Annotated in this window: 23 protein-coding genes and 3 tRNA genes; 4 read left to right on the top strand and 22 right to left on the bottom strand. The window is 72.4% G+C overall.

What is annotated here, in order from left to right; all coding sequences use genetic code 11:
- From SOM35_RS03455 to tilS, 20 genes are all read right to left on the bottom strand, one after another.
- Positions 1-855: an ABC transporter permease gene (locus tag SOM35_RS03455; protein WP_320514390.1), complete on the bottom strand. Its 855-nt coding sequence runs from the start codon at positions 853-855 to the stop codon at positions 1-3.
- A complete protein-coding gene (locus SOM35_RS03450) occupies positions 852-2,654 on the bottom strand; it encodes an ABC transporter ATP-binding protein (RefSeq protein ID WP_320514389.1) in 1,803 nt (600 codons plus the stop codon). Before SOM35_RS03450 ends, SOM35_RS03455 begins: the two co-directional genes overlap by 4 nt.
- Positions 2,651-3,589 (bottom strand): polysaccharide deacetylase family protein, encoded by a 939-nt coding sequence (locus tag SOM35_RS03445; protein WP_320514388.1) that lies wholly within the window; start codon positions 3,587-3,589, stop codon positions 2,651-2,653. The genes SOM35_RS03450 and SOM35_RS03445 overlap by 4 nt, the downstream gene beginning before the upstream one ends.
- On the bottom strand, positions 3,586-5,181 hold the full coding sequence (locus tag SOM35_RS03440) for an amidohydrolase family protein (RefSeq protein WP_320514387.1): 1,596 nt from the start codon (positions 5,179-5,181) through the stop codon (positions 3,586-3,588). Before SOM35_RS03440 ends, SOM35_RS03445 begins: the two co-directional genes overlap by 4 nt.
- On the bottom strand, positions 5,178-5,900 hold the full coding sequence (locus tag SOM35_RS03435) for an aspartate/glutamate racemase family protein (protein WP_320514386.1): 723 nt from the start codon (positions 5,898-5,900) through the stop codon (positions 5,178-5,180). The genes SOM35_RS03440 and SOM35_RS03435 overlap by 4 nt, the downstream gene beginning before the upstream one ends.
- Positions 5,897-6,820, bottom strand: a complete 924-nt coding sequence (locus tag SOM35_RS03430; RefSeq protein WP_320514385.1) for a carbohydrate kinase family protein — start codon at positions 6,818-6,820, stop codon at positions 5,897-5,899. The genes SOM35_RS03435 and SOM35_RS03430 overlap by 4 nt, the downstream gene beginning before the upstream one ends.
- Positions 6,813-7,991, bottom strand: a complete 1,179-nt coding sequence (locus SOM35_RS03425) for an SIS domain-containing protein (RefSeq protein WP_320514384.1) — start codon at positions 7,989-7,991, stop codon at positions 6,813-6,815. The genes SOM35_RS03430 and SOM35_RS03425 overlap by 8 nt, the downstream gene beginning before the upstream one ends.
- Complete coding sequence (locus SOM35_RS03420; RefSeq protein WP_320514383.1) at positions 7,988-8,773, bottom strand: BtpA/SgcQ family protein; 786 nt, start codon at positions 8,771-8,773, stop codon at positions 7,988-7,990. Before SOM35_RS03420 ends, SOM35_RS03425 begins: the two co-directional genes overlap by 4 nt.
- Before the next feature lie 177 nt (positions 8,774-8,950).
- On the bottom strand, positions 8,951-9,154 hold the full coding sequence (locus SOM35_RS03415; RefSeq protein WP_320514382.1) for a hypothetical protein: 204 nt from the start codon (positions 9,152-9,154) through the stop codon (positions 8,951-8,953).
- A 62-nt stretch (positions 9,155-9,216) separates the two neighbouring features.
- A complete protein-coding gene (gene lysS, locus SOM35_RS03410) occupies positions 9,217-10,749 on the bottom strand; it encodes a lysine--tRNA ligase (protein ID WP_320514381.1) in 1,533 nt (510 codons plus the stop codon).
- A 219-nt stretch (positions 10,750-10,968) separates the two neighbouring features.
- Positions 10,969-11,661 carry a Rossmann-like and DUF2520 domain-containing protein gene (locus SOM35_RS03405; protein ID WP_221849034.1) on the bottom strand — a complete coding sequence of 231 codons (693 nt, stop codon included), beginning with the start codon at positions 11,659-11,661 and terminating at the stop codon, positions 10,969-10,971.
- The gene (locus SOM35_RS03400; RefSeq protein WP_320514380.1) at positions 11,658-13,442 is read right to left on the bottom strand and encodes a PH domain-containing protein; all 1,785 of its coding nucleotides are present in this window, start codon (positions 13,440-13,442) and stop codon (positions 11,658-11,660) included. The genes SOM35_RS03405 and SOM35_RS03400 overlap by 4 nt, the downstream gene beginning before the upstream one ends.
- Before the next feature lie 7 nt (positions 13,443-13,449).
- Complete coding sequence (locus SOM35_RS03395; RefSeq protein WP_320514379.1) at positions 13,450-14,031, bottom strand: PH domain-containing protein; 582 nt, start codon at positions 14,029-14,031, stop codon at positions 13,450-13,452.
- Between the two features lie 67 nt (positions 14,032-14,098).
- On the bottom strand, positions 14,099-14,578 hold the full coding sequence (locus tag SOM35_RS03390) for a DUF3180 domain-containing protein (protein WP_181439284.1): 480 nt from the start codon (positions 14,576-14,578) through the stop codon (positions 14,099-14,101).
- Complete coding sequence (folK, locus tag SOM35_RS03385) at positions 14,575-15,105, bottom strand: 2-amino-4-hydroxy-6-hydroxymethyldihydropteridine diphosphokinase (protein ID WP_320514378.1); 531 nt, start codon at positions 15,103-15,105, stop codon at positions 14,575-14,577. The genes SOM35_RS03390 and folK overlap by 4 nt, the downstream gene beginning before the upstream one ends.
- Positions 15,102-15,521, bottom strand: a complete 420-nt coding sequence (gene folB / locus SOM35_RS03380) for a dihydroneopterin aldolase (RefSeq protein ID WP_320514377.1) — start codon at positions 15,519-15,521, stop codon at positions 15,102-15,104. Before folB ends, folK begins: the two co-directional genes overlap by 4 nt.
- Positions 15,518-16,480 carry a dihydropteroate synthase gene (gene folP, locus SOM35_RS03375; RefSeq protein ID WP_320514376.1) on the bottom strand — a complete coding sequence of 321 codons (963 nt, stop codon included), beginning with the start codon at positions 16,478-16,480 and terminating at the stop codon, positions 15,518-15,520. Before folP ends, folB begins: the two co-directional genes overlap by 4 nt.
- A gap of 6 nt (positions 16,481-16,486) precedes the next feature.
- The gene (gene ftsH, locus SOM35_RS03370) at positions 16,487-18,475 is read right to left on the bottom strand and encodes an ATP-dependent zinc metalloprotease FtsH (RefSeq protein ID WP_110904451.1); all 1,989 of its coding nucleotides are present in this window, start codon (positions 18,473-18,475) and stop codon (positions 16,487-16,489) included.
- Between the two features lie 180 nt (positions 18,476-18,655).
- Positions 18,656-19,207, bottom strand: coding sequence for a hypoxanthine phosphoribosyltransferase (hpt, locus tag SOM35_RS03365; protein WP_111075264.1), 552 nt, complete (start codon positions 19,205-19,207; stop codon positions 18,656-18,658).
- Between the two features lie 9 nt (positions 19,208-19,216).
- Positions 19,217-20,257 carry a tRNA lysidine(34) synthetase TilS gene (gene tilS, locus SOM35_RS03360; RefSeq protein WP_320514375.1) on the bottom strand — a complete coding sequence of 347 codons (1,041 nt, stop codon included), beginning with the start codon at positions 20,255-20,257 and terminating at the stop codon, positions 19,217-19,219.
- Positions 20,258-20,324: 67 nt separating this feature from the next.
- On the opposite strand from tilS, the gene SOM35_RS03355 reads away from it, so the two are divergent.
- Positions 20,325-20,816, top strand: coding sequence for an inorganic diphosphatase (locus tag SOM35_RS03355; protein WP_320514374.1), 492 nt, complete (start codon positions 20,325-20,327; stop codon positions 20,814-20,816).
- A gap of 96 nt (positions 20,817-20,912) precedes the next feature.
- On the opposite strand, the gene SOM35_RS03350 is transcribed toward SOM35_RS03355, so the two are convergent.
- Together SOM35_RS03350 and SOM35_RS03345 are read right to left on the bottom strand one after the other, a co-directional pair.
- Positions 20,913-22,409, bottom strand: coding sequence for a C40 family peptidase (locus tag SOM35_RS03350; protein ID WP_320514373.1), 1,497 nt, complete (start codon positions 22,407-22,409; stop codon positions 20,913-20,915).
- A gap of 31 nt (positions 22,410-22,440) precedes the next feature.
- Complete coding sequence (locus SOM35_RS03345; protein WP_320514372.1) at positions 22,441-23,769, bottom strand: M23 family metallopeptidase; 1,329 nt, start codon at positions 23,767-23,769, stop codon at positions 22,441-22,443.
- Between the two features lie 281 nt (positions 23,770-24,050).
- Between SOM35_RS03345 and SOM35_RS03340 the strand changes: the two genes are divergently transcribed.
- The 3 genes from SOM35_RS03340 to SOM35_RS03330 all read left to right on the top strand — a co-directional run bounded on the left by SOM35_RS03340 (position 24,051) and on the right by SOM35_RS03330 (position 24,337).
- A tRNA-Glu gene (locus tag SOM35_RS03340) sits at positions 24,051-24,123 on the top strand.
- Between the two features lie 63 nt (positions 24,124-24,186).
- A tRNA-Asp gene (locus SOM35_RS03335) sits at positions 24,187-24,263 on the top strand.
- A 1-nt stretch (position 24,264) separates the two neighbouring features.
- Positions 24,265-24,337: transfer RNA gene (locus tag SOM35_RS03330), tRNA-Phe, on the top strand.
- Positions 24,338-24,371: the final 34 nt, after the last annotated feature.

The raw sequence follows: 24,371 nt of genomic DNA, 5'->3' as shown, positions 1-24,371 counted from the left end.
CTACCTCCGGGCGATCAGGGTGCGGACGCCGTCGCCGGCGAGGTTGGACACGAGGCTCAGGAGGAGCACGGCGGCACCCGGCACGACCGGGACCCACCAGGCGCTGAGCAGCAGTTGCGTGTTGGCAGCCGTGTCCGCGCCGAGCTCCGCCGCGGGTGCGGGCTGCCCGAGGCCCAGGAACGACAGCCCGGCGAGCAGCAGCACGACGTTGCCGATGTCCAGGCTCGCCGTCACGATCGCGGTCGGGACCGCGCCGGGCAACACGTGCCGGAGGACGAGCCGGGCACGACCGACACCGGCGAGCCGGGCGGCCTCGACGTGCGGGCGGGTGACGGTCGCGCGGACCTCGGACCGGATGATCCGGGCGTAGTACGGCCACCAGACGACCGAGATGCCGACGAGCGTGTTCGTCAGGCCCGGGCCGAGGGCCGCGACGATCGCGATCGCCACGAGGGTCGACGGCAGTGCGAGGAACAGGTCGGTGACCCGCATGAGCACGCTGTCCACCCAGCCGCCGGCGACACCCGCGGTGGCGCCGACGACCCCGCCGACGACGAGTCCGACGGCCACCACGGCGAGCGCCGACAGCCACGACGTCTGCAGGCCGAACAACGTGCGGGAGAGCACGTCCCGCCCGATCGAGTCGGTGCCGAACAGATGCCCTGGGGTGCCGATCGGCAGCTGGGCCATCGCGACGGGCTGGATGGGGTCGTCGGGTGCGATCAGCCGGGCGACGAGCGCCAGGACGGTGAGCGCGACGAGGAGCCCGACGAGCGCCTGGGCCGTGCGCCGACCGGCGTGCACGCCCGAGGTCGGCCGGAGCGTCCAGCGCGGGGCGACGACGGCGGCGCTCATGCGGGCACCGCGATCTCGGGCACGGACGCGACGAGCGTCCGGGTGTACTGCTCCTGTGGGTCGTGGATCACCGTGTCGGCGGGTCCGGTCTCGATGACCCGGCCGCGTTCGACGACGGCGATGTGGTCGCCCATCAGCCGGGCGACGGCCAGGTCGTGGGTGACGAACAGGACGGTCATGGCGAGCTCCCGACGCATGTCACGGATGGTGTTGAGGGTCACGGCGGCCAGCGAGGCGTCGAGGGCGCTCGTCGGTTCGTCGCAGAGCAGGACCGCGGGCCGGACGATGGTCGCGCGGGCGAGGGCCACCCGCTGCCGCTGGCCGCCGGACAGGTCGGCGGGGCGCAGGCGGGCGACGGTGGCGGGCAGGCCGATCGCGTCGAGCGCCTCGGCGACGCGTCGGTCGGTCTCGGTGCGGCCGAGGCGGGCGGGGACGAGTCGCTCGCGGAGGGTCTCGCCGACCGTCATCCACGGGGTGAGCGAGGACCCGGCGTCCTGGAAGACCATCTGCGCCCCGCCCTCGGCGACGGTGATGCGTCCGGACCGGGCCGGGACGAGTCCGGCGACGGCGCGGAGGACGGTGGACTTGCCCGACCCGCTCTCGCCGACGATCGCGAGGGACCGGCCAGCCGGCACCCGGAAGCTGACGCCGCGGACGGCCTCCACGGTCCGTGCGCGGCGGCCGCGGCCGGTCGTGTAGGTGCAGACGAGGTCGTCGACGACGACCGCGTCCGCTGTGGAGGCGGGCGCAGTGGGCGTGTCCGCTGTCGGCCGGGAGGCCCGTCCCGCGTCGTCCGCGCCGGTCCCGCCGGGTGTGCTGGCCGCGTCGGGCCGGGCCCCGGTCGCGCGGACCGTGTCGGCGTCCCGCCAGCACGCGGCGGCGTGGTCGGGCGCCGGGACGGAGGCGTCGAGGCCGGGCATCTCGGTGGCGCACCGGGCGACGGCGAGCGGGCACCGGGCGCGGTACGGGCAGCCGACCAGGCGTTCGGCCGGGTCGAGGGTGTCAGCCGGCAGCGCGGGGAGCCGGGCGTCCCGGTCGAGCGCGAGGGACAGTCGCGAGCGGAGGAGACCCGCCGTGTACGGGTGGGCCGGGGCGCCGAGGACCGCGGCCGTGGGTCCGACCTCGGCGAGACGGCCGGCGTACATGACGGCGATCCGGTCGGCGATGCGCGAGGCGACACCGAGGTCGTGGGTGATGAGCAGGACGCTGCAGCCGTGGTCGTCGCGGAGTTCCTGCAGCAGGTCGAGCAGCTGCGCCTGCACCGTGACGTCGAGGGCGGTCGTGGGCTCGTCGGCGACGATCAGGGCCGGGCGACCGGCCATCGCGATCGCGGCCATCACGCGCTGCCGGAGTCCGCCGGAGAGTTCGTGCGGGTAGACGCTGAACCGCAGGTCGGGGTCCGGGACACCCATGCTGTCGAGGAGCGCGACCGCACCGGCACGGTCGGGGCCGGCCTCGGTGATCTGCCGACCGATCCGCATCGTCGGGTTGAGCGAGGTCATCGGGTCCTGGAACACGGCGCCGAGCGAGGACCGTCGTGCTGCCCGGCGTTCGACGTCGGTGCCGCGCACCATGTCGGTGCCCTGCACGGTGACCTCGCCGGTGACCTCGGGTCGGGCGGCGTCCGGCAGCAGGCCGAGCAGGCTCATCGCGAGCATGCTCTTGCCGGAGCCGGACTCCCCCACCAGCCCGACGATCTCGCCCGGGGCGACGTCCAGGTCGATGCCGCGGAGCACCTCGGACCGTGCTCCGTCCCGCTCGAGCGAGACGTGCAGGTCGCGGATCGTCGCGGTCGTCATGCGGTCGGCTCCCTGGTCTGCGCGGCGGATCCGGCTGCTGTCTCGGCTGCGGCGAGGTGCGCGGCGATCGCCCGGGGCTGGGTGAACCAGACACGGTCGGCCTGGGCCGTCATGTGCCGGAGCGCCCGGTCGAGGGCCCGCAGCCGGAACGGAGCGCCGGAGATGAAGGAGTGCACGACGACGCTCATCACGAGCGGCTGGTCGGCGGAGCGGTCGAGCAGCTCGTCGAACTCGTCGACCACCATGTCGGCGAACTCGGCGGCCGACGCACCCCGACCGACGACGGTCGTGCTGTCGTTCACCTCGAGCGCGTACGGCAGCACGAGCAGGTCGCCGTTGCGGGTCGGGACGGTGACGGGCCGGTCGTCGAGCCGGAGGTCGAGCAGGTACCGGTACCCGGTGCCGGCCAGGCTGTCGAGCGTGGACGTGGTGTGGCTGAGCCAGGGGCTCGACCACCCGCCCGGGGCGGCACCCTCCTCCGCGGTGATGCGCGCGGCGACCCCGGCGACGTACGCGGCCTCGCCGGCAGCGGACATCCCGACCAGGGAGTCCGAGTTGGACGTGCCGTGCCCGATGAACTCGGCGCCGACCTCCCGCGCGGCCCGGATCAGTTCGGGGGCGGTGTCGTAGACGGCGGTGTTGAGGAGCACGGTCGGCGGGATGCCCGCGCGGTCCAGTCGCTCGAGCAGCCGGAACGCCCCGACGCGGTTGCCGTAGTCGCGCCACGAGGTGTTGACGAGGTCGGGGGCGGCGACGTCCGGCACGATGTCCTCGGTCCGGCCGACGCCGAACCGGTACTCCTCGAGCCCGACCGCGACGTAGACGGCCAGGCGCTTGCCGTCCGGCCAGGCCGGTCCGCCGGGAGCGGTGATCGGCCGGTAGGGCCAGAGGTCGTGCCCCGGCGCGGTGGTCCGGAGCGTGTCGTCGGCGGTCATGCGGTCATCCCGTTCGTGGTGGTCCGGTGTGCGGGTGTGATGCCGCGGTCGGGCAGGCCGAGGTCGGTCGCGGCGGCGCGGCGGACGACGGCGGCGTAGGCGGGGCGGAGCCGGTCGGCGTCGGCCCAGGTGCGCTCGAGGGCGGGGCGGCGGGCGGCGTGGAGTTCGCGGGCCTCGGCGAGCAGGGCGTCCTCGTCGACCGAGGTGACCCGGCCTCCCTCGGCGACGACCGTCCCGGCGACGACCGTCATCCGGACGCTGGTGCCGGACTCGCAGTACACGAGCTGGCCCCGCAGGTCGTTGAACGGGGTGAAGGCGGGCGCGTGCAGGTCGAGGAGCGCGAGGTCGGCCTCCGCCCCGACCGCGATCCGGCCGACCGTTCCGAGCGCGCTCCGGCCGTCACGGCGCATGGCCGCGGCCCCGCCGTCCCACAGCGCCTCGAGCACCTCGGCCGGTCGTGGCCAGCGGTCCGGGTCGTCGCCGGTGACGGTGTGGATGAGACCGGCCTGCTTGACGACGCCCCAGGTGTTCACGGTGTCGTCGCAGATCGCCTCGTCGACGCCGAGCGCCACCCGGATGCCGCGGTCCCGCATCGCACGGAACGGCATCACACCACTGCCGAGCCGCAGGTTCGACACCGGGTTGTGCGCGACGACCGCGTCCGCCGCGCCGATCAGGTCGAGGTCGTCGTCGTCGACCCACACCGCGTGGATGACGTTCACCCGGTCGCTGAGCAGCCCGAGGTCCGCCGTGTAGCGGACCAGGCTCCGGCCGGCGAACCGCGGCTGGCCACTCGACGGGTGCGAGAGGGCACGCTGCGTGCGGGTCTCGAGCATGTGGGCGAAGAGCGGCACGTCGTGGGTGCGGCTGAGGTCGTCGAGTGCGCCGAAGTACTCCGGTGAGACCCGCTGCGGTGCGGAGATCGACACGGCCGCGGTGAGTCGACCGTCGGCTGCTCCGTGCCAGGTCCGGAACAGATGGTCGTAGGCGTCGAGCAGTTCCGCGGCCGATGCGGGGGCGGGGGCCTGCAGCGCGCGACTCGTCGCCTCGTCGGCGCCGAGGCCGTCGAGCCCGAGGTCGTCGAGGAACGGCAGCTTCTCGACGTCGGGCAGCTCCGGCTGGTCGAGCGCCACGGAGGCCCGGATCCCGCTGTCCGCGTACGCCTGCATGACGGCGTCGATGACCTCGGGGTCGGGCGTCGGCATGAGGAACGCGTCGTCCTGCACGCTGGTCGTCCCGGTGCGGAGCATCTCGAGCGCGCCGAGCATCGTCCGGAGGTACGCCTCCCGCGGGGTCGGCGTCAGGGCAGGGTCCGACGGGGACTCGTAGAGCATGAAGGTCTCGAGCGGCCGGCTGGGGAACGCACCCTTGAGGTGGTTCGCCGGCGAGTGGAAGTGCGCGTTGACGAGCCCGGGCAGCACGATGTGGTGCCCGCGGCCGTCCACCACCCGGACGTCGGCGGGCGCCGCGGCCCGCGCGGTCGGCCCCACCACCGCGATGGTCGTGCCGGTGACCAGCAGGTCGGTCGGACCGGTCATGCCGGAGGGCTCCTCGGGCGCCCACAGCAGGACGTCGGTGAACAGGACGCTCATCCCCACACCTCCCGGGTGGCGGCGGAACCGACGGGCTCGGCGAAGGTGCAGGCGCGGGACGTCGTGATGCCCTGCGCCAGCAGGCCCTCGACGGCGACGGTCGCCGCGGCCACACCGTCGATCACCGGTACCCCGAGCGAGGTGCGGAGCGCACCGACGAGATCGGTGAGGCCGGCGCACCCGAGCACCACGGCCTCCGCACCGTCCGCGACCAGGGCGGTGCGGGCCTCCTCGGCGAACGCGGCGTAGGCCGGGCCGGCGCCGGACTCGATGTCGGCGACCGCGACGTCGACGGCCCGCACGGTGCAGCGGTGGCCGAGCCCGAGTGCGCGGACGACGCGGTCGGTCATCGCGATCGTCCGCGGCGGCATCGTGATCACCGTGAAGCGGTGGGCGACGAGCGCGGCGGCCTGCAGTGCGGCCTCCGTCATGCCGACGACGGGGCCGGCGGCGCGTTCGCGGGCGGCGTCGATGCCGGTGTCACCGAAGCAGGCGATGACGTAGCCGTCGACACCGTCAGCCTCGCCGCGCTCGACCTGGGCGAGGACGCCGGCGGCGCCGAAGACCTCGTCGACGGCGGTCTCGACGGACGCGGGGGCGGTGGTCGAGCAGCTGGCGGTGACGGTGGTGCCGGGGCGGGCGACGGCGCGGGCCGCGGCCGCGACGGCGTCCGTCATCGGCTGACTCGTGTTCGGGTTGACGATGCGCACCTCGGTCACCGGACCGCTCCCGTCGTCGCTGCGGTGGTCGTCGCTGCTGTGGTCGTCGCTGCGCCCGCTCGGGTCGGTTCGGTCTCGGCGAGCAGCCCCGCCACCCCGTGTGCGCCGATCGCGACGCGCGCCGCGGCCGCACCGGCCCGCGCGGCCTCGACCGGCTCGGCCCCACGGACGGTCGCAGCGGCGAAGGCCCCGCAGAACGCGTCCCCGGCTCCGGTGGAGTCGACGGGCTCGACGGCGTCGGTCGGGACCCGGGTCACGCCTCCCGCGGTCGCGACGAGGCAGCCGCGTTCGGCGGTCTTCACGACGACGACGTCGGGGCCGGCCTCGAGGAACCGCCGAGCCGCGGCCTCCAGGTCGGTCGTCCCGGCGAGCCGGACGGCCTCCACCTCGCTCGGCAGGAACACGTCACAGGTGGCGAGCAGTGCGAGCAGCTCGTCCTCGTGGCCGAGCACGTAGTCCTCCTGCAGGTCGAGCAGGACGGTGGCGTCGGTCCGCTCACGGAGCCACGGCCCCAGCGCCAGCTGCGCGCCGAGCGACATCGCGGACACCAGGACGCCGCTGGCGGTCAGGGCGTCGGCTCCGACGTCCGCCGGGTACACCGACATGCCGTCGAACGCCGCCTCGCCGTCGAGCAGGTCCCACGTGCGGCTGCCGTCGGGTGCGTAGGTCACGCGGTTCCGGACCGTACGGCCGGCACGCGGGCGGGTCGGCTCGACGCGGATCCCGCGGTCGACGACGGCCTGGAGGAGCGTGGCCGGTAGGTCCGTCCCCACCGGTGCGAGCATGCGGACGTCCGTCAGCTCGCGACGGGCGGCCAGGGCGGCGAAGAGCGCGTCGCCGCCGAGTGCGGTCGTCGTCGCCCCACCGACCACGAGGTCGTCGATGGTCAGGTTCCCGATGCAGAGCAGCGAGTCAGCCATGCCGAGCCTCGGCGGTGGTGAACTGCGCCATCGCGAGCAGGTACCCGGTCAGCTGCGCGGGCAGGACGGTGAGCAGCGGGCTGAGTGCCTCGGCGAGCGCCGGGACGACGACGACCTCGTCCGCGATCGCGTCGAACGCGTCGACGCCCTCGGTCGTGACGACGTACACCGAGCCGCCGAACCGCTTCGCCTCGCTGGCGGTGTGCACGGCCCGCGGCACGGACGGGCCGGCCGGCGCGATGACCCAGATCGGTTCGCCGCGCTTCAGCGAGTTGTAGTGGTGGAACTCCTCGACCTGGATCGCCTCGGCGTGGTCGGGCGTGCACTCCTTGACCTTCGCGGCGCCGATGATCGCGCTGCCCCAGCTCGGGCCGGCGCCGGAGAACAGGAAGGTGCCTGCGCCCTGCTCCCGCTCGGCGATCGCGCGGAGGCGGGGCTCGGTGGTCGCGATGACGTGCTCCATCAGCTCCGGCACCGCGGCGAGTTCACGTCGGAGCCCCTCGGCCGCCGCTACCCCGCCGAGCACACCGACCCGCATGGCGAGGTCGAGCAGCAGCGCGAGGGCGGTCGTCGAGGACTGGGTCGGCCAGCCCACGCGTGTTGCCCGGAGCCGCAGGGTGCGTGCGGACTCGACGTCCAGGGTCGAGCCCGTCGTGTTCGTGATCGCGACGACGAGGGCACCGGCGTGCTGGGCCATCAGCGCGGCCTCGACGGTGCGGGTGGTCTCCCCCGAGCTCGACAGGGCGATGACGACGCTGCGCTCGGTGACGAGCGGGGCGCCGTAGTAGGCGAGCTCCAGGCTCTGCACCGGCTCGACCGGCACCCGGAGCATCTGCTCGAGCACCTGCCGGGCCGCGATGGCGACGGCGAGCGAGTCCCCGGCGCCGGTCACGAACACGCGGTCGACCTCGGACCGGGCGATGAGGGCGGCGAGTTCGTCCAGGTCCTCGTCGTTCGCGGCGAGGGTCTCGCGGATCCGGTCCGGCTGGGCGACCAGTTCCGGGAGGGTCGCCTCGTCCCGGGCACGACGCTTCGGGTCGAGGGGGTGGTCGGTGGGCAGGGCGACGATGGACGCGTGTTCAGCGGCGGAGACGCGTTCGACGACCTGCTGCTGCCGGGCGTCGAGCGGGCTGTCGACACCGATGAACGGGCTCGGCGGGGTGGCGGTCATGCGCGGTGTCCTGTCGTGTCGAGGGCCCGGCCGAAGCGGGCGGCGGTCTCCGGGTCGATGCGGGCGTCCGGGGCGCTCGAGCGCTTGATGGCGCTGCCGAGCACCACGCCGTCGGACCGGCGGACGGTGTCGTCGATGGTGTCGAGCGTCACCCGACCACCGACGACGAACGGCACGTCGGCGACGGCGCGCAGTCGTTCGATGTCGTCCAGGGCGTCGGCGACCCCGCTGTCCCGGGTGACGACGAGCACGTCCGCGAGCCCGAAGTCGTGCGCCTCCTTCGCGGCCCACGCGGGGCTGCCGGCCAGGGCGAGGCTCGTGGCCTCGTGCACGTCCGCCCAGACCTCGACGTCTGCACCGAGTCGGCGGCGCATCGTCGCGACGTCGTGGGCGCACCCCTCGATCCAGCCGGTCGGGCCGACCGAGACGCCGGTGAGGACCTTGACCCGCACGAACGTCGCGCCGATCGCGTGGGCGATGGCGACCGCGCTCGGACCGTCGTTGTGGCCGACGACCACGCCGACCGGGACGTCCACGGCTCGGGTGACGGCAGCGCCGACGACGGCGAGGGCGGCGACGGTGGGGGCGTCGACGCGGACGGCCTGGGGCATGTCGCTGGCGTCCTGCACCATCACGTGTGTGAAGCCCGCGGCGACGAGCGCGGCGGCGTCCTCAGCGGCCCGTTCGGCGATCGCGGAGACGGGGACGCCGGCGTAGTTCACGGCGCCGGGCAGGGGCGGGAGGTGGAGGACTCCGACGAGGCGGAACGGGGCGAGAGGCACGAGCGAAACGGTATACAGTTCCGCGTTTCGATCGCATGAACGCGTGTTTCAGCCAGATGAAGCGCGGCCGTGGACTCTAGTCCAGCCGAGAAAAGCCCTGCTCAGGGGCCGTGTGAACCGTTCCGGGCTGCGAGCAGTCTCGCCTGGATCAGGCGGGGCAGAACAGCCTGTATACGGTCAGTCCGCAGTCGGAGGCGCGGTCGTGGTCACGCTGCGCTCACGCTCGAACCGGGCACGCTCTTCGGCCTCGATCTTCGTGTACGCGGCACGCTCGGTCCGGTCGGCACGGATGATCGCGCGCATGATGAACCAGAAGATGACGCCCAGCAGGATCGTCGGGGTCAGGGCGAAGACGACTCCGGAGACGATTCCATGCGGCATGGTCCCATCGTACGTCGCCCCGCTGGGCCCTCCGCGACGAGGGCCCTCCTTGACGAGGGTCCCTACTTGACCAGCGGGAAGAGGATCGTCTCGCGGATGCCCAGGCCGGTGATCGCCATGAGCAGGCGGTCGACACCCATGCCCATGCCACCCGACGGCGGCATCGCGTGCTCGAGGGCCCGCAGGAACTCCTCGTCGACGCGCATCGCCTCGGGGTCGCCACCGGCAGCCAGCGTGGCCTGCTCGACGAAGCGCTCGCGCTGCACGACCGGGTCGACGAGCTCCGAGTACGCCGTGGCGAGTTCGAAACCGCGGACGTAGAGGTCCCACTTCTCGACGACGCCCGGGCGGGTGCGGTGCTGCCGGGTCAGGGGCGAGGTGTCGACCGGGAAGTTCATCACGAACGTCGGGGCGTACAGCTTGTCCCCGTTGAAGTGCTCCCACAGCTCTTCGACGTACTTGCCGTGCGTGGCGTGTGCGACCTCGACACCCTCGGCGTCGGCGAGCGCCTGCAGCGCGGACAGCGGCGTCTCGGGGGTGACCTCGTGACCGGACGCCTCCGACAGGGACTCGTACATGTCGAGTCGTGCCCACTCGCCGCCGAGGTCGTAGTCGCTGCCGTCGGGCAGGGTGACGACCAGGGAGCCGCCGGTGACCGCACGGGCGGCGTTCTGCACCAGCTCCTGGGTCAGGGTGGCCATCTGCTCGTAGTTGCCGTACGCCTGGTACGCCTCGACCATCGCGAACTCGGGCGAGTGCGACGAGTCAGCACCCTCGTTGCGGAAGTTCCGGTTGATCTCGAAGACCCGGTCGATGCCACCGACGACCGCACGCTTGAGGAACAGCTCCGGCGCGATGCGCAGGAACAGCTCGGTGTCGAACGCGTTCGAGTGCGTGACGAAGGGCCGGGCAGAGGCACCACCATGCTGGGTCTGCAGCATCGGGGTCTCGACCTCGAGGTACTCGTGCGACGTGAAGGTGTCGCGGAGCGAGGACATCACGGCAGCGCGGGCCCGGACGGTCTTGCGGGCGTCCTCGCGCACGATGAGGTCGAGGTAGCGCTGGCGGACCCGGGTCTCCTCGTTGAGCTCGTTGTGCAGGTTCGGCAGCGGCAGGATCGCCTTCGCCGCGATCGCCCAGTCGTCGACCATGATGCTCAGCTCGCCGCGGCGGGAGGAGATGACCCGGCCGTGCACGAACACGTGGTCACCGAGGTCGACGAACTCCTTCCAGCGGGCCAGCGACTCGTCGCCGACCTCGGCCAGGGACACCATCGCCTGGATGCGTGAGCCGTCGCCGGACTGCAGCGAGGCGAAGCAGAGCTTGCCGGTGTTGCGCGAGAACACGATGCGGCCGGCGACGCCGACGACGTCCTGCGTCTCCTCGCCGGTCTCGAGGTGCTCGTACTGCGCGCGGACCGCGGGGATCGTCGTGGTGATCGGGAGTTCGGCCGGGTAGGCCTCGATCCCGGACTCCAGCAGGCGCGCGCGCTTGTCCAGCCGGACCTGACGCTGCTCGCTGGTCTCCTGCTCGGCCAGTGCGGCGGCGGCGGCGACCGCGGTCTCGGTGGTGGCGGGGGCGGTCTCGTCGGTCATGCGGGTGCGGCTCCGGAGGTCGTGGGGGATCGCGTCGATGCTACCGGTCCGGCCGTGCCCGCCGCCTCCGGCCCACGAGCGGTCGCAGAACGTCGGTTCAGCCCGTCCCGAGCGACAGATGGTGACCACTCGACGGACGTGAGCGGGGAGTTGCGACCGGTCGGCCTCGGGGCCGTCGGCGGTGACCGCGGAGCGGGCGCCGCAGCCCGACTCCCCGCGTCAGATCACGGACTGGCCGTCGGCCGCCGTCAGCGCGTTGTCGACCGCCGACCGGACGAGTGCCCCGAGCACCCGCCCCGGGTGTTCCACCCCGATGCCCGACAGCGTGCCGGCGGACTGGTCGACGATCGCCGTCGAGAAGCTCACCGCCGCCCGGACCGCGTCGGCGTAGGCGGGCCGGTCACGCTCGGCGACGACGAACGGCTCCGCCCCCATCTCGACCACCAGGGCCTGGGCGATCGGCAGCACCGGCCCGGGCGCGGTCACGGCGCAGTACGCGTCGCGCAGCCGGGACAGGTCGACACTCGTCCCGGTGAAGGCCATCGCCGGGTGGATCGCGAGCGGGATCGCTCCGGCACGCATCGCCGGTGCCAGGACGTCGACCCCGTGGTCGGGGCTGGTGTGCACGACGAGCTGCCCCGGCTGCCAGATCCCCGCGTCCGACAGCCCCTGCACGAGCGACGGCAGCTGGTCGTCCGGCACGGCCAGGAGCACGAGTTCGCTCCGCTCGACGAGCTCCGGCGTGCCGAGGACCGGCGCACCGGGGAGCATCGCCTCGGCGCGGTCGCGTCCGGCGTCGGAGACGGCGGTGATCCCGACGACGGCGTGTTCGGCGTTCGCGAGCGCGGCACCGAGCACGGGTCCGACGCGTCCGGCGCCGATGATCCCGATGCCGAGCCGGCCGGCCCTCATCGCACGGCCTCCGGTGCCGGCACACCGGTCCAGACGGGAGGCCCGTCCTGCGTCAGCCACGCCGGTGCGGCGGGCGCGGCACCGGCCCACTGCCCGGGCCACGGCCCGGGTGCCGACGTGGGCGCCTGCGCGTGGCGACCCGGCGTACCGGCGGTGGGTCGTGCCTCCTGGCCGTCACGCCAGCGGTGCGACGTGTCGGTGGCGGCAGCCTCGACGGCCCGCTCGGTGGTGCCGGACCAGAGGCGCTGCGCGTCCCCGGCGTCGAGCGCCCCGACGCGAGCGGAGACCGGACCGCTGACGGTGTGCACGTGGACCGAGGCCAGGCGGAGCGCACGCTCCAGCGGACCCTGCGTCACCTTGACGCTCTGCACGCGCGGCAGCGGCACGACCACGAGCGAGCGCCAGACGGCTCCGAGCCGGAGCAGCACGGCGCCCGGCACGAAGCGGTAGCCGTTGCGGGACGCCGACAGCGGGCGCAGCCAGCGACCGCGACGCGGCGAGTGCACGAAGCCGCCACGGTCGCCGCTCGTCGTGAGGCTGTCGTCGACGACCCCGACCGCTTCGGCGGAGCCCTCGCGCATCCGTTCCATCGACGCCTCCGGGCCGACGACGGCCGACCCGACCAGCTCGGGCAGGATGATCTCGAGGACCTGCCGGACCTCGGCCGCGGTGCCGACCGGCAGCACGATCGACGAGACCTGCTGGTTCGTGGAGGCCCCGTTGCCGGCGTTCGTCGCCCGGTTGATGCGGATGTCCCACCAGCCGAACGGACGCCAGAGCAGCGGCTGCGCGACGCTCACGGCGTGGATGCGGCCCGGCGGCAGGGTCTCGTTCGACGTCGAGAACAGGCCGAAGCCGATCCGGATGCCGTCCCGGGTGTCGGCGATCGTGTACCGCAGCGACTTCGAGAACTTGCGGACGTAGTAGCCGCCGGCGCCGATCACGGCCGGGAACAGCGAGACGAGCAGGAAGTACTGCCCGGTCAGGCTGATGCTGACGATGATCGCGACGACGAGCAGCAGGATCACCACGGTCGTGCCGGAGAGCAGCATCGACCCGATCAGCCGGCCGGGGTGGACGCGGACGACGCGGGTGGCGTGCACCGCGTCCGGGTCGAGCTCGGGTGCCAGGAACTCGTCCACCCGGTCCTGCAGGAGGCCGCCGCTCGCACCGGCGTACCGGGGTCGGTCGGTGTCCTTCGCGCCCGAGGCGAGCACCAGGATGCGCTGCCGCAGGTCGTCCGCGGCCTTGGCCCCGAGGTAGGCGAGTTGCACGTTGGCGTCGTTGCCGGCCTGCGCGACCTCGAGCTTGGCGGTGCCGAACAGCCGCGGGATCAGCGGCCGCGAGATGTTGATGCCCTGGATCCGGTCCAGCCGGGCCTTGCGGTGCGTGCGGAAGACGACGCCCGAGCGGACCTCGACGATCTCGCCGGTGACCCGGAACTCGTGCATCCGCCAGGACAGGTAGAACAAGCCGATCAGCACCAGGAGCAGCACCACGATGCCGAGCAGGACCCAACCGACGACGCCGTGCTCGTACACGTAGCGGACCGGGTCGCCCTCTTCCTGCGGCCCGCCCTCGCCCGGGATGAAGACCTCGACGATCTGGTCACGGAGGTTGTTGAGCACGTAGCCCAGGATCACGACGAGGAAGATGCCGCCCTTGAGCAGCGGCGTCAGCGGGTGCAGCCGGTGCCACTCGCCGTCGGTCAGGGGCGCGGCCGCGGCGGCGTCGCCCTTCCGCGGCGGCGCGGGCATCGAGGCGTCCGGTCGGAACGACACGTGCGGCCTACAGTCCGGCGCGACGGGACTCGGCGAGCTCGACGAGTCGGTCGCGCAACTCGTCGGCCTGGGCGGCGGGGATGCCGGGGATGCGGATGTTCGAGGACGCGGCCGCGGTGACGAACTTCAGTTCGCTCATGCCCAGGACCCGGTCGAGCGGCCCCCGGTTGACGTCCACGAGCTGCAGGCGGCCGTAGGGCACCGCGGTGAAGCGCTGCCACATGAGTCCGCGGCGGAGCACCAGGTCGTCGTCGCGCAGGGCGTACCCGATCGACCGGATCCGTCGCGGGGTGAGCGCTGCCGTGACGATCGCGATGACGGCAACCACCGCGGCGATGACGAACCAGACGAGCCCGGCCGTGCCACCCGTCCCGCCGCTGGCGACACCGATGAGCACCAGGCCCGCGGTGACGACGCCGCCGATGACGATCGCCGCGATGAGGTCGGTCCAGACGAGCTTCGCCGAGACCCGCGTCCACGTGATGTCGTGCAGGCCGAGGCCCGGTTCGTCGAGTCGGCGGCCACCGCCGGGCCGGCTGTCGGCGGGCCCGTCGTCGATCCGGCCGGGTTCGTCCAGTTGGGTCGGCATCGGGTCTCCTGGTCTGCGCTGCTCGGTCGGCCTGCGCTGCTCGGTCATCGTCGACCGACCGGGCCGGTCACACCGTGGTGGTGCCCCGACCGTCGTGGTCGTCGTCGTCCGGCGGCGGCGCGATGCACATCCGCTCGGCGACGAGGGCGCACACGGTGAGCACGATCCCGCCGCCGAACGCCACCGCGTTCGGCAGGGTCGAGCCTAGCGAAGGCAGGACGGACCGGGACAGGAGGTACACGAGCAACCCGAGCGCGAACGCCCCGAACAGCGCCCCGCAGATGCTCGACGCCTTCGCCAGGAACACGACCCGCGTCGCGTACATCGGGTCCACCCGGCGACCGTCGTTCCGACCTCGGGTCTGGCGGCGGATCGGCGAGGCCATGAACAGCAGCGCGATGCCGATGAAGACCAGCGTCAGCCCGAGCGGCACCGACATCAGGAGCGTCGGGGACTGGCGTGCGGTCAGGGCGGTGTCGAGGGCGAACCCGGCGACGGCCGCGACGACCGCGACGCCGATCAGGGTGGAGGCCCGGGTCGGCTTCACGGAGTGGGCTCCGGCTCGGCGGTCTCGAACAGTCGCGGTTCGTCGACCCGCTCGGTGTCGTCGCCCAACGCCTGGAGCAGGGTGGCGACGGCCCCGTGGCCCGGCAGCACCGCCTCCGGGTCGGCGTCCGCCCAGGGCGCGAGCACGAAGGCCCGCTCGTGGGCCCGCGGGTGCGGGACGGTCAGCGTGGCGGTGTCGATGCGGCGGTCGTCGACGGCGATCACGTCGAGGTCGAGCGTCCGGTCGCCCCAGCGGACCTCGCGGGTGCGGCCGTGCTCGTCCTCGATGCCGTGCAGGGCGTCGAGCAACTCCTGCGGCTCCAGGTCGGTCTCGACGACCACGACACCGTTCCGGTAGCGCGGCTTCGTCGTGTCGAGGCCGTCCAGGGTGAGCGCGACGGACTCGACCTCGCGGCTGGACGCCACCGGTCGGACCCCGGGCAGCGCGGCGACGGCGGCCGCGGCGGCGCGGAGGGTGCTCCCCCGGTCACCGAGGTTCGCACCGAGGGCGATGACGGCGCGCGTCACTCTTCTTCCTCGAGCGGGTCGCTCTCGTCATCGGTCGTCGGGTCGTCGGTCGACACCGGGGACTCGCGTCGGATGGTGATCGACACGTCGGTGAACGGCACGGTGATCGGGGCCTGCGGCTTGTGCACCGTGACCTCGGTCGCCAGCGCGGCCCGGTGCGTCAGGACCGCCGCGGCGATGCGTTCGGCGAGGGTCTCGATCAGGTCGACCGGGTCGCGTTCGATCTCGGCGACGACCTGCTCGGCGAGCACGCCGTAGTGCACGGTCTCCGCCAGGTCGTCGGAGTCGGAGGCGGCGGTCGCGTCGACCTCGACGGCCACGTCGACGACGAAGTCCTGTCCGTCGGCGCGTTCGTGGTCGAAGACCCCGTGGTGTCCGCGTGCGCGGACTCCGACGAGGCGGATGGTGTCCCTCATGATCGAGCTGCCCTCCAGGCGTCCCAGACGTCGAGTACGGCGCGGGTCGGCGCCGGGTCGTGCACGCGGACGCCCCAGGCGCCGCGTTCGGCCGCGAGCAGGCTGATCGCCGCCGTGGCCAGGTCTCGTTCGACCGGGGGTGCCCCGGCCGTGCTGCCGACGCCGTCCAGGAACCGCTTCCGAGAGGCGGCGACCAGGACGGGCAGGCCGATCGAGGCGAAGCGTTCGTAGCCCGCCAGGATCTCCCAGTTCTGCTGTCCCCGCTTGGCGAACCCCAGGCCCGGGTCGATGACGACCTGTTCCTGGCGCACTCCGAGGACGATGAGTTCCGCGACCCGGAGTTCGACCTCGCGCCGGACCTCCTCCACCGCGTGGGCGTACTCGGCGTTGCGGTACATCCGGTCGCTGTGGCCGCGCCAGTGCATGACGACGAAGCCGACTCCGGTCTCCGCGACGACCCGCGACATGTCCGGGTCGACGAGCCCACCGGAGACGTCGTTGACGATCACGGCGCCCAGCTCGACCGCGCGTTCGGCGGTGCTGGCGTTCATCGTGTCGACGCTCACCGCCATGCCCTCGGACGCCAGCTGCTGCACGACCGGCAGGACCCGCTGCTGCTCGACGTCCACGGGGACCCGCTCGGCGCCGGGCCGGGTGGACTCCCCGCCGACGTCGACCAGGTCGGCTCCGGCCGCGACCAGGTGCCGCGCGTGTTCGAGGGCCGAGTCGACGGCCAGGTGCAGCCCGCCGTCACTGAACGAGTCGGGGGTGACGTTGAGGATCCCCATCACGCGGGTGCCCTCGGGGGCAGAGTGACCGCGGCGACGGCCGGTCACGATCTCGGGCACCGGTGCGGGTGCTCGGAGATCGATCGCGACCGTCGCCGGCGCTGCTGCTGCTTCGCGGGCCCGGCTCACCTCGGCGAGCCGACGCGACCGTCTCGTCGGCAGGTCGGTCATGCCGGCCTACGCGGGGGCGATACCGGGGTTGCCGAACGGGCGGTGACGACGCGGCTTGGAGGCGTCGATCCCGACGGGCTCCTCGGCCATCGCGGCGGCCTTGCCCGGCACCTCGATCGCCGGCAGGTCGCTCACCGGACGCTTGTCGCTCGAGAGCCACTGCGGGCGCTCGGGCAGCTTGCGGACGTCCTTGAAGATCTCCACGAGCTCCGGGGCGTCGAGCGTCTCCTTCTCGAGGAGCTCGCCGGCCAGGCGGTCGAGGATGTCGCGGTTGGCGTTGAGCACCTGGTAGGCCTCGTCGTGCGCGGCCTCGAGCAGGGCGCGGGTCTCGGCGTCGACGGTCTCGGCGATGTTCTCCGAGTAGTCGCGACCGGTGCCGCCGCTCATGTCACGGCCGACGAACGGCTCGCTGGACCCGGAGCCGAGCTTGACGGAACCGACGGCCTGGCTCATGCCGTACTCGGTCACCATCTTGCGGGCGGTGCCGGTGGCCTTCTCGATGTCGTTCGACGCACCCGTGGTCGGGTCGTGGAAGACGATCTCCTCGGCGACGCGGCCACCCATGGCGTAGGTCAGCTGGTCGAGCAGTTCGTTGCGCGTGACGGAGTACTTGTCCTCGAGCGGCAGGACCATCGTGTAGCCGAGGGCCCGACCACGCGGCAGGATCGTGATCTTCGTCACCGGGTCCGTGTGGCGCATCGCTGCGGCCGCCAGGGCGTGTCCACCCTCGTGGTACGCGGTGATCAGACGTTCCTGGTCGGACATGATGCGGGTCCGTCGCTGCGGGCCGGCCATCACGCGGTCGACGGCCTCGTCCAGGGCGCGGTTGTCGATGAGCTGCGCGTTCGACCGGGCGGTCAGCAGCGCGGCCTCGTTGAGGACGTTCGCCAGGTCGGCGCCGGTGAAGCCCGGCGTCTTGCGGGCCAGGAGCTCGAGGTCGACGCTCGCGGCGAGCGGCTTGCCCTTCGCGTGCACCTCGAGGATCTGCTTGCGACCCTGCAGTCCGGGCGCGTCGACGCCGATCTGCCGGTCGAAGCGGCCCGGGCGGAGCAGTGCGGGGTCGAGCACGTCGGGACGGTTCGTCGCGGCGATGAGGATGACGTTCGTCTTGCCGTCGAAGCCGTCCATCTCGACGAGGAGCTGGTTCAGCGTCTGCTCGCGCTCGTCGTTGCCACCGCCGATGCCGGCGCCGCGGTGACGACCCACGGCGTCGATCTCGTCGATGAAGACGATGGCGGGCGAGTTCTGCTTCGCCTGGTCGAAGAGGTCGCGGACACGGCTGGCGCCGACACCGACGAACATCTCGACGAAGTCCGAACCGGAGATCGAGTAGAACGGCACACCGGCTTCACCGGCGACGGCACGGGCGAGCAGGGTCTTGCCGGTTCCGGGAGGGCCGTACAGCAGCACGCCCTTCGGGATCCGGGCGCCGACGGCCTGGAACTTCGCGGGCTCCTTGAGGAACTCCTTGATCTCGTGCAGTTCCTCGATGGCCTCGTCCGCACCGGCGACGTCAGCGAAGGAGACCTGCGGGTTCTCCTTGTTGTTCATCTTGGCCTTGGACTTGCCGAACTGCATGACCTTCGAGCCGCCACCCTGGGCGCTCGAGAGCAGGAACCAGAAGAGGGCGCCGATGAGCAGGAACGGCAGCAGCGTCAGCAGGAGCGACACGAGGACGTTCGACTGCTGGACGTGGTCGTTGTAGCCCTTGGGCAGGTCGGCCTGCGAGACCGCCTCGACGACCTCGGTGCCACGGGGGGTCGAGTAGTAGAACTGCTCGGTGCCGCCGTCGTTGCGGAGGGTCAGGTCGACGCGCTGCTCGGTGGAGTTGACGACGGCCGAGGAGACCTTGCCGTCCGAGAGCTGCTCGAGACCCTTCTGGGTGGAGATCTCCTGGGTGCCGGACTGGGCGATGAACGTCCATCCGACGAAGATCCCCACGACTGCGAGCAGTATCCAGATGTACGGCCCGCGGAGGATGCGCTTGAAGTCCATGTGATCCGGGCCCGACGGCCCGACACCTTTCTGCTGCCTGAAGTGCGTGCCGCTCAGCATACGGCCGCGACTCTGTGGCGAGAATGGGTGTCCTCTGCGGGCGAACTCCACAGATCAGCAGTGTCGCCTGGTGGACGACGCCCGTCGCCGCCGGTCAGGGCCGATGCCGGCCCCGGTGGATCAGGAGTAGACGTGCGGCGCGAGGACGCCGATGCCGCGCAGGTTGCGGTAGCGCTCGTCGTAGTCCAGGCCGAACCCGACGACGAACGCGTCCGGGATCTCGAAGCCGGCGTACTTGACGTCGACCTCGACCTTGGCGGCCTCGGGCTTGCGCAGCAGGGCGACGATCTCGACGCTCGCGGCCCCGCGGGACTGCAGGTTCTGCTTGAGCCACGACAGCGTCAGGCCGGAGTCGATGATGTCCTCGACGATGATGACGTCGCGGTCGTGCAGGTCGGTGTCGAGGTCCTTGAGGATCCGCACCACACCGGACGACTTCGTGCCGGAGCCGTAGGACGACACCGCCATCCAGTCCATCCGCGCCTGCATCTTCAGGTGTCGGGAGAAGTCGGCCATCACCATGACCGCGCCCTTCAGCACGCCGACCAGGAGCGGGTCCCGCCCGGCGTAGTCACGGTCCACCGCCGCGGCGAGTTCGGCGATCTTGTCGTCGATCTGCTCGGGGGTGAAGAGCACTTCGGAGAGGTCGGCCTGCACGTCGGAGAGTTCCACCGCTCCAGCCTAACCGCCCGCGTGCGGCTCCCTGGCGGCGAAGGACACCCGCTCACCCGTCCGCGTGGCCCGGACACCGGGCAGGTCGATCGGCCCCTGCCCCCGCCAGTCGGTGACGAGCCGGCAGACCTCGAGCGTCTGCAGCCGGGACAGCGTCACACCGAACTCGCTCTCGACCGCCAGTCGGACCAGTCGCTGCCGGAGCGCCGGCGGGTTCGCGGCAAGTTGCGGCACGGACAGCGAGATGCCGGCCTCGGAGTGCTCGGCGAGGTCCTCGGCCATCTCCTCGGCGAAGTGGTCGAGCGCCACGGAGTCCTCGCGCAGCTGGTCGGCGGTCCGGGCCAGTGCCTCGGGCACGCCGGGTCCGAGCTCGCGCTCGAGGACGGGCATCAGCGCGTTCCGCACCCGCACCCGCGTGAACGCCGGGTCGTCGTTCTGGGGGTCGTCCCACGGCACGAGTCCGGAGGCGGCGCACGCCTGCCGCGTCGTCGCGCGCCGGAGCGCGAGCATCGGCCGGCCCAGGGACGGCCCCGGCCGGTCCGGTCGCACGAGCGACGCCATGCCCGTCAGGCTGTCCGGCCCGCTCCCCCGGAGCAGGCCGAGCAGGACCGTCTCGGCCTGGTCGTCGAGCGTGTGCCCGAGGAGCACGAGGGGTGACCACTCGGCGGCCGCGACCGACGTGACGGAGGCGTAGCGGGCCTCCCGGGCGGCGGCCTCCGGCCCACCGGCGGTGCCGACGTCGACACGGTCCACGACGACGGGTGCCAGTCCCAGCTCGGCGGCCTGCCGGGAGGCCCGTGCCGCGACCGCCTCGGAGCCCGCCTGGAGCGCGTGGTCGACGATCACCGCGCCGGCGCGCAGACCCTGCTTCGGCGCCTCGAACGCGGTCGCCGCCGCGAGGGCCAGCGAGTCGGCCCCGCCGCTCAGTGCGACGAGGACGAGGTTGCCCGGCGCGACGACCTGTTCGTCGAGCGCGCGGGCGAGCATGGTGCGGACCGCCAGACGGACGGCAGCGACGGCGGGGTCCAGCCGGGGACGCTCGGTGTTCACCCGGTAACGTTAGCCGGGCCGTCCCGACGGCCGACAGACCCACCACCTGAGGAAACTAGGAGTGCACATGGCCGCGTACGACGTCGTCGTCGAGATCCCCAAGGGCAGCCGCAACAAGTACGAGGTCGACCACGAGACCGGTCGCGTGTACCTGGACCGCGTGCTCTTCACCTCGTTCGTCTACCCGACGGACTACGGCTTCTTCGAGAAGACCCTGGCCGACGACGGCGACCCCGTCGACGCGCTGCTGCTCCTCGAGTACCCGACCTTCCCCGGCGTGGGCGTCAAGGTCCGCCCGGTCGGCGTCTTCAAGATGAGCGACGAGGCCGGCATCGACGCCAAGGTCCTCGTCGTCCCGACGAAGGACCCGCGCTGGGCCCACATCCAGGACATCTCGGACGTGGACGACCAGACGAAGGCCGAGATCGCGCACTTCTTCGAGCGGTACAAGGACCTCGAGCCGAACAAGTGGGTCAAGGCCGAGGGCTGGGGCGACGCCGCCGAGGCCGAGGCGATCGTCACGGCCGGCCAGGCCGCGTACGTGCCCGGCGGTCACTGACGCTCGTCTGCTGATGCGCGTCTGCTGGCGCGCTCTCGCTGACGCAGAACGGCCCGGTCCCCTCGCGGGGGCCGAGCCGTTCTGCTGCGTCCGGGGCTACATCGAGCCGCTCGGGCGGGCGACGTAGGGCAGGAGCTGGCTCGGCGTCCACACCGCACGCTCGACGACGCCGACGCCCGGACGTGCGGCCTCGACCATCATCCCGTTGCCGGTGTAGATCGAGTCGTGGTACCCACCGGAAGCGGCACCGTTGCTCGAGTAGAACAGGATGTCGCCGGGCTGACGCTGCGACAGGGGCACCAGACGGCCGATGGAGCCGAAGTAGTTGTACTGCCAGACCACGTTGTGTCCGCCGGTCGTGATGCCCTGCGAGTTGTAGGCCATCATCACCAGGCCGGAGCAGTCCCAGACGTTCGGGCCGGCACCGCCCAGGACGTACGCCTTGCCGAGCTGTCCGCGCGCGTAGGAGATCGCGCCGGCGGCCTTGGACGGGCTGCTGACGACCGGGGCCGGAGCGGGCGCGGGGGCCGGGGCGGGCTTCGGCGTCGAGGGCTTCGGGGCGGGGGCGGCCGGCTGGGGAGCGGGCTGCGGGGCTGCGGGCCTCGGCGCGGACGGCTTCGGCGCTGCCGGGGTGCTGCCCGATGGCGCGGAGTTCGACGGCTTGGACGCGACGGGGTTCGACGCGGGCGGGTCGTCGCTCGTCGAGCCGCCGGAGTCGTCCCCACCAGCGGAACCACCACCGCTGCCGGAGTCGGCGCTGCCACCCGTCGTGCCGCCGTCGTCGGCCGATGCCGGACGTGCCGCATCGCGCTTCGCCTGCGCCGCGAGCTGGATCTCGGCCTGCTTCGCCTGCTGCGCCGACCAGTACGCCTGCTCCGTGGCGACCGAGGTGCCCTTGAGGAACGCGAGCTGCTTGAGGACCTCGTCCTGCTTCGCCTGCCCGGACGCCAGCGCGGACTCCGCGTTCGCCGCGACGTCGTTGGCGCTGTCGAGCGCGTCCTTCGTCTTGGTGGTCGCTGCGCTCAGGGCCTTCGTCGCCTGGCGCTGCTGGGCGGCGAGGGCGTCGACGGTGCGCTGGTCCGACTGCGCCTTGTCGAGCACGGTCGCGGAACGCTCGGAGAGGTGCGTCATCGTGCCGACCTGGTAGAGCAGGTCCTTCGCGTCGCGGGAGTCGACGAGCATCGACGTGGACAGATCGCCACCGCCGGAGCGCGAGAGCTCCACGACGAGGGCTGCGACCTGGCCGGCGGACTGCTTCGCCGCGGCCTTGGCACGCTTCGCCTGGCCGGTGAGGGCGTCGAGCGCGTCCTTCGCCTCCTGCTGCTGCGACGCAGCGAGCGAGTACTGCTGGCCGGCTTCCTGCACGGTGGCCCCGGTCCGGTCCACGGCGGACTGGAGGCTCGACATGCGGGCCGTCAGGGCGTCGACCGTCCGCTGCTTGTCGGCCTGGTCGTCCTTCGCCGCCTGCACGTCCTTCCACGACGGGGCGGACGGTGCCGCCTGCGCCGGGACGGCCACCACGAGCGAGAGCCCGAGGCTGAGCATCGAGACGGTGGCGAGACCGCAGACGAGGGAACGTGCAGGCTTCTTCATGCGGGTCAGTGCCTCCTGGCAGTGCTCGTGCTCATACCGAGATCCCCCGCGCTGCCATGAAGGGGACGGGATCGACGGCGGCGCCGTTCACCCGGGTCTCGAAGTGCAGGTGGCAGCCCGTCGACCAGCCGGTGGAACCGACCTGGGCGATCTGCTGTCCGGCGGTGACGTGCTGGCCGACGGTGACCATGATGCCGCCGTTGACGATGTGCCCGTAGGCCGTCGAGATGCCACCACCGTTGTCGATGATGACCTCGTTGCCGTAGCCGCCGCCGTTGCCCGCGAAGGTCACGGTGCCGGACGCCGCGGCGTAGATCGGCGAGTAGCAGGCCGGGGCGAGGTCCACGCCGGCGTGCAATGTGTAGACGTGCGTGTACGGGTCGACGCGGAGGCCGTAGGGGCTCGACTGGAAGCCGGCGGCCGGGCGGACCCAGCCGGACGCGTTCGCAGACCCTCCGCCGGAGGCCCCGCCACCACCGGAGGCCGGGACACCCGCGGTCGCTGCCGGCGGGAGCGCACGCGCGGCGGCTGCTGCTGCGGCAGCCGCGGCGGCGGCCCGCTCTCGAGCGAGACGTGCCTGGCGTGCCTTCTCGACCTGGACACCCTTCTCGTACTGGGCCTCGGTCGTCTTCGTCTTCGACGTCAGGAGGTCGAGCTGGGCCTCGAGACGGTCCTGGTTGTCGGCCTGGGCGGACACGGCGGCCTGGGCCTGGTCAGCCGCGCTCTGTGCGGCGCGCATCTTCGTCTGGGCCTGGGCGGCGAGCTCGCCCAGGGCGTCCTCGGCGGTCTTCGACTTGTCGGCGAGGGCCTGGGCGGTCCCGCGGTCCTGGCTCGCCTCGGAGTAGATGCCGTCGGCCTGCTCGGACAGCTTCGACATCGCGCCGAGCTCGTACAGCAGGTCGCCGGAGGCCGAGGGCTTGGTGAGGAGGTCCGTGGTGACGTCCTCGGAGCTGGAGCGCCCGAGCTGGGCGGCGAGCTGGCCGGCCTGCGCCTCGGAGGCCCGGGCGGTCTTCTCGGCGTCGTCGGCCTGCGACTGGAGCTTGCGCTGCTCGAGTGCCTTGCGGTCGTAGTCCGTCTGGGCGGTCTGGTACGCGGTACCGGCCGCGGCGGCGGCCTCCTCCTTCGCGGCGGACTGCGACTGCAGCTGCGCGATGAGGCCCTTGATCTCGGTGACCTTGGCGGCCTGGGCGGACTGCGACTGCTTCGCGGCCTGCACGTCGTCCCAGCTCGGGTAGCTGGCGGCTGAGGCGGCACCCGACGGCACGAGGGCGACGAGGGCCCCGGCGGCGAGTACGACAGCGACCCCGGCGGCCAGGAAGCGGCGGCGGGGGCGAGCGGGGAGGAGGGAAGGAGTCGACATGAGTCTCGTTTTCGTCACAGTCCGGCGTGGCGCACGTCACACTGTCAACAGACGTAACAGTAACAACATGGGTCAGCCCAGGAACACCCCGTTCGAGGGTGAGAGGTCAGCAGCGATGCTCCCATCGGTGTCGACCGCCCCTCGGGAGCCCGCTCCGGTCACTCCCTGAGGGTCCGTGGAGGCGGCGCGACACGCCCAAGCGGAGCGTTCGGCGGGCTCGATTTGGCAAGAGGGCCGACCGTCCGTATGCTTGTCCATCGGTAGCGCGATGCACTGCTTGCGGCCCCATCGTTTAGTGGCCTAGGACACCGCCCTTTCACGGCGGCAGCACGGGTTCGAATCCCGTTGGGGTCACTCCTCATCGGGGGACAGCAAGCAGAACAGAACGACACCGAAGCAACACAAGCAATTCCATATGGCCCTGTAGCGCAGTTGGTTAGCGTGCCGCCCTGTCACGGCGGAGGTCGCGGGTTCAAGTCCCGTCAGGGTCGCCACGGCTGGGTAGCTCAGTTGGTAGAGCGTTCGACTGAAAATCGAAAGGTCCGCGGATCGACGCCGCGTCCAGCCACGGTGAAGAGCCCCTTACTTCGGTGAGGGGCTCT

It is taken from the genome of Curtobacterium sp. CFBP9011 (assembly GCF_034045095.1).
Classification (GTDB): Bacteria; Actinomycetota; Actinomycetes; order Actinomycetales; family Microbacteriaceae; genus Curtobacterium.
This window is presented reverse-complemented; position numbering and strand designations above follow the sequence as displayed.

What these genes read in the sequence shown, in the direction of transcription:
- SOM35_RS03415 (WP_320514382.1), bottom strand. Translation starts at nt 9,154, where the DNA reads ATGCCGCATGGAATCGTCTCCGGAGTCGTCTTCGCCCTGACCCCGACG.
- SOM35_RS03450 (WP_320514389.1), bottom strand. Translation starts at nt 2,654, where the DNA reads ATGACGACCGCGACGATCCGCGACCTGCACGTCTCGCTCGAGCGGGAC.
- SOM35_RS03405 (WP_221849034.1), bottom strand. Translation starts at nt 11,661, where the DNA reads ATGAGGGCCGGCCGGCTCGGCATCGGGATCATCGGCGCCGGACGCGTC.
- SOM35_RS03350 (WP_320514373.1), bottom strand. Translation starts at nt 22,409, where the DNA reads ATGAAGAAGCCTGCACGTTCCCTCGTCTGCGGTCTCGCCACCGTCTCG.
- folP (WP_320514376.1), bottom strand. Translation starts at nt 16,480, where the DNA reads ATGACCGACCTGCCGACGAGACGGTCGCGTCGGCTCGCCGAGGTGAGC.
- SOM35_RS03395 (WP_320514379.1), bottom strand. Translation starts at nt 14,031, where the DNA reads ATGCCGACCCAACTGGACGAACCCGGCCGGATCGACGACGGGCCCGCC.
- ftsH (WP_110904451.1), bottom strand. Translation starts at nt 18,475, where the DNA reads ATGGACTTCAAGCGCATCCTCCGCGGGCCGTACATCTGGATACTGCTC.
- SOM35_RS03355 (WP_320514374.1), top strand. Translation starts at nt 20,325, where the DNA reads ATGGCCGCGTACGACGTCGTCGTCGAGATCCCCAAGGGCAGCCGCAAC.
- SOM35_RS03345 (WP_320514372.1), bottom strand. Translation starts at nt 23,769, where the DNA reads ATGTCGACTCCTTCCCTCCTCCCCGCTCGCCCCCGCCGCCGCTTCCTG.
- SOM35_RS03445 (WP_320514388.1), bottom strand. Translation starts at nt 3,589, where the DNA reads ATGACCGCCGACGACACGCTCCGGACCACCGCGCCGGGGCACGACCTC.
- lysS (WP_320514381.1), bottom strand. Translation starts at nt 10,749, where the DNA reads ATGACCGACGAGACCGCCCCCGCCACCACCGAGACCGCGGTCGCCGCC.
- SOM35_RS03425 (WP_320514384.1), bottom strand. Translation starts at nt 7,991, where the DNA reads ATGACCGCCACCCCGCCGAGCCCGTTCATCGGTGTCGACAGCCCGCTC.
- SOM35_RS03440 (WP_320514387.1), bottom strand. Translation starts at nt 5,181, where the DNA reads ATGAGCGTCCTGTTCACCGACGTCCTGCTGTGGGCGCCCGAGGAGCCC.
- SOM35_RS03455 (WP_320514390.1), bottom strand. Translation starts at nt 855, where the DNA reads ATGAGCGCCGCCGTCGTCGCCCCGCGCTGGACGCTCCGGCCGACCTCG.
- SOM35_RS03430 (WP_320514385.1), bottom strand. Translation starts at nt 6,820, where the DNA reads ATGGCTGACTCGCTGCTCTGCATCGGGAACCTGACCATCGACGACCTC.
- folB (WP_320514377.1), bottom strand. Translation starts at nt 15,521, where the DNA reads ATGAGGGACACCATCCGCCTCGTCGGAGTCCGCGCACGCGGACACCAC.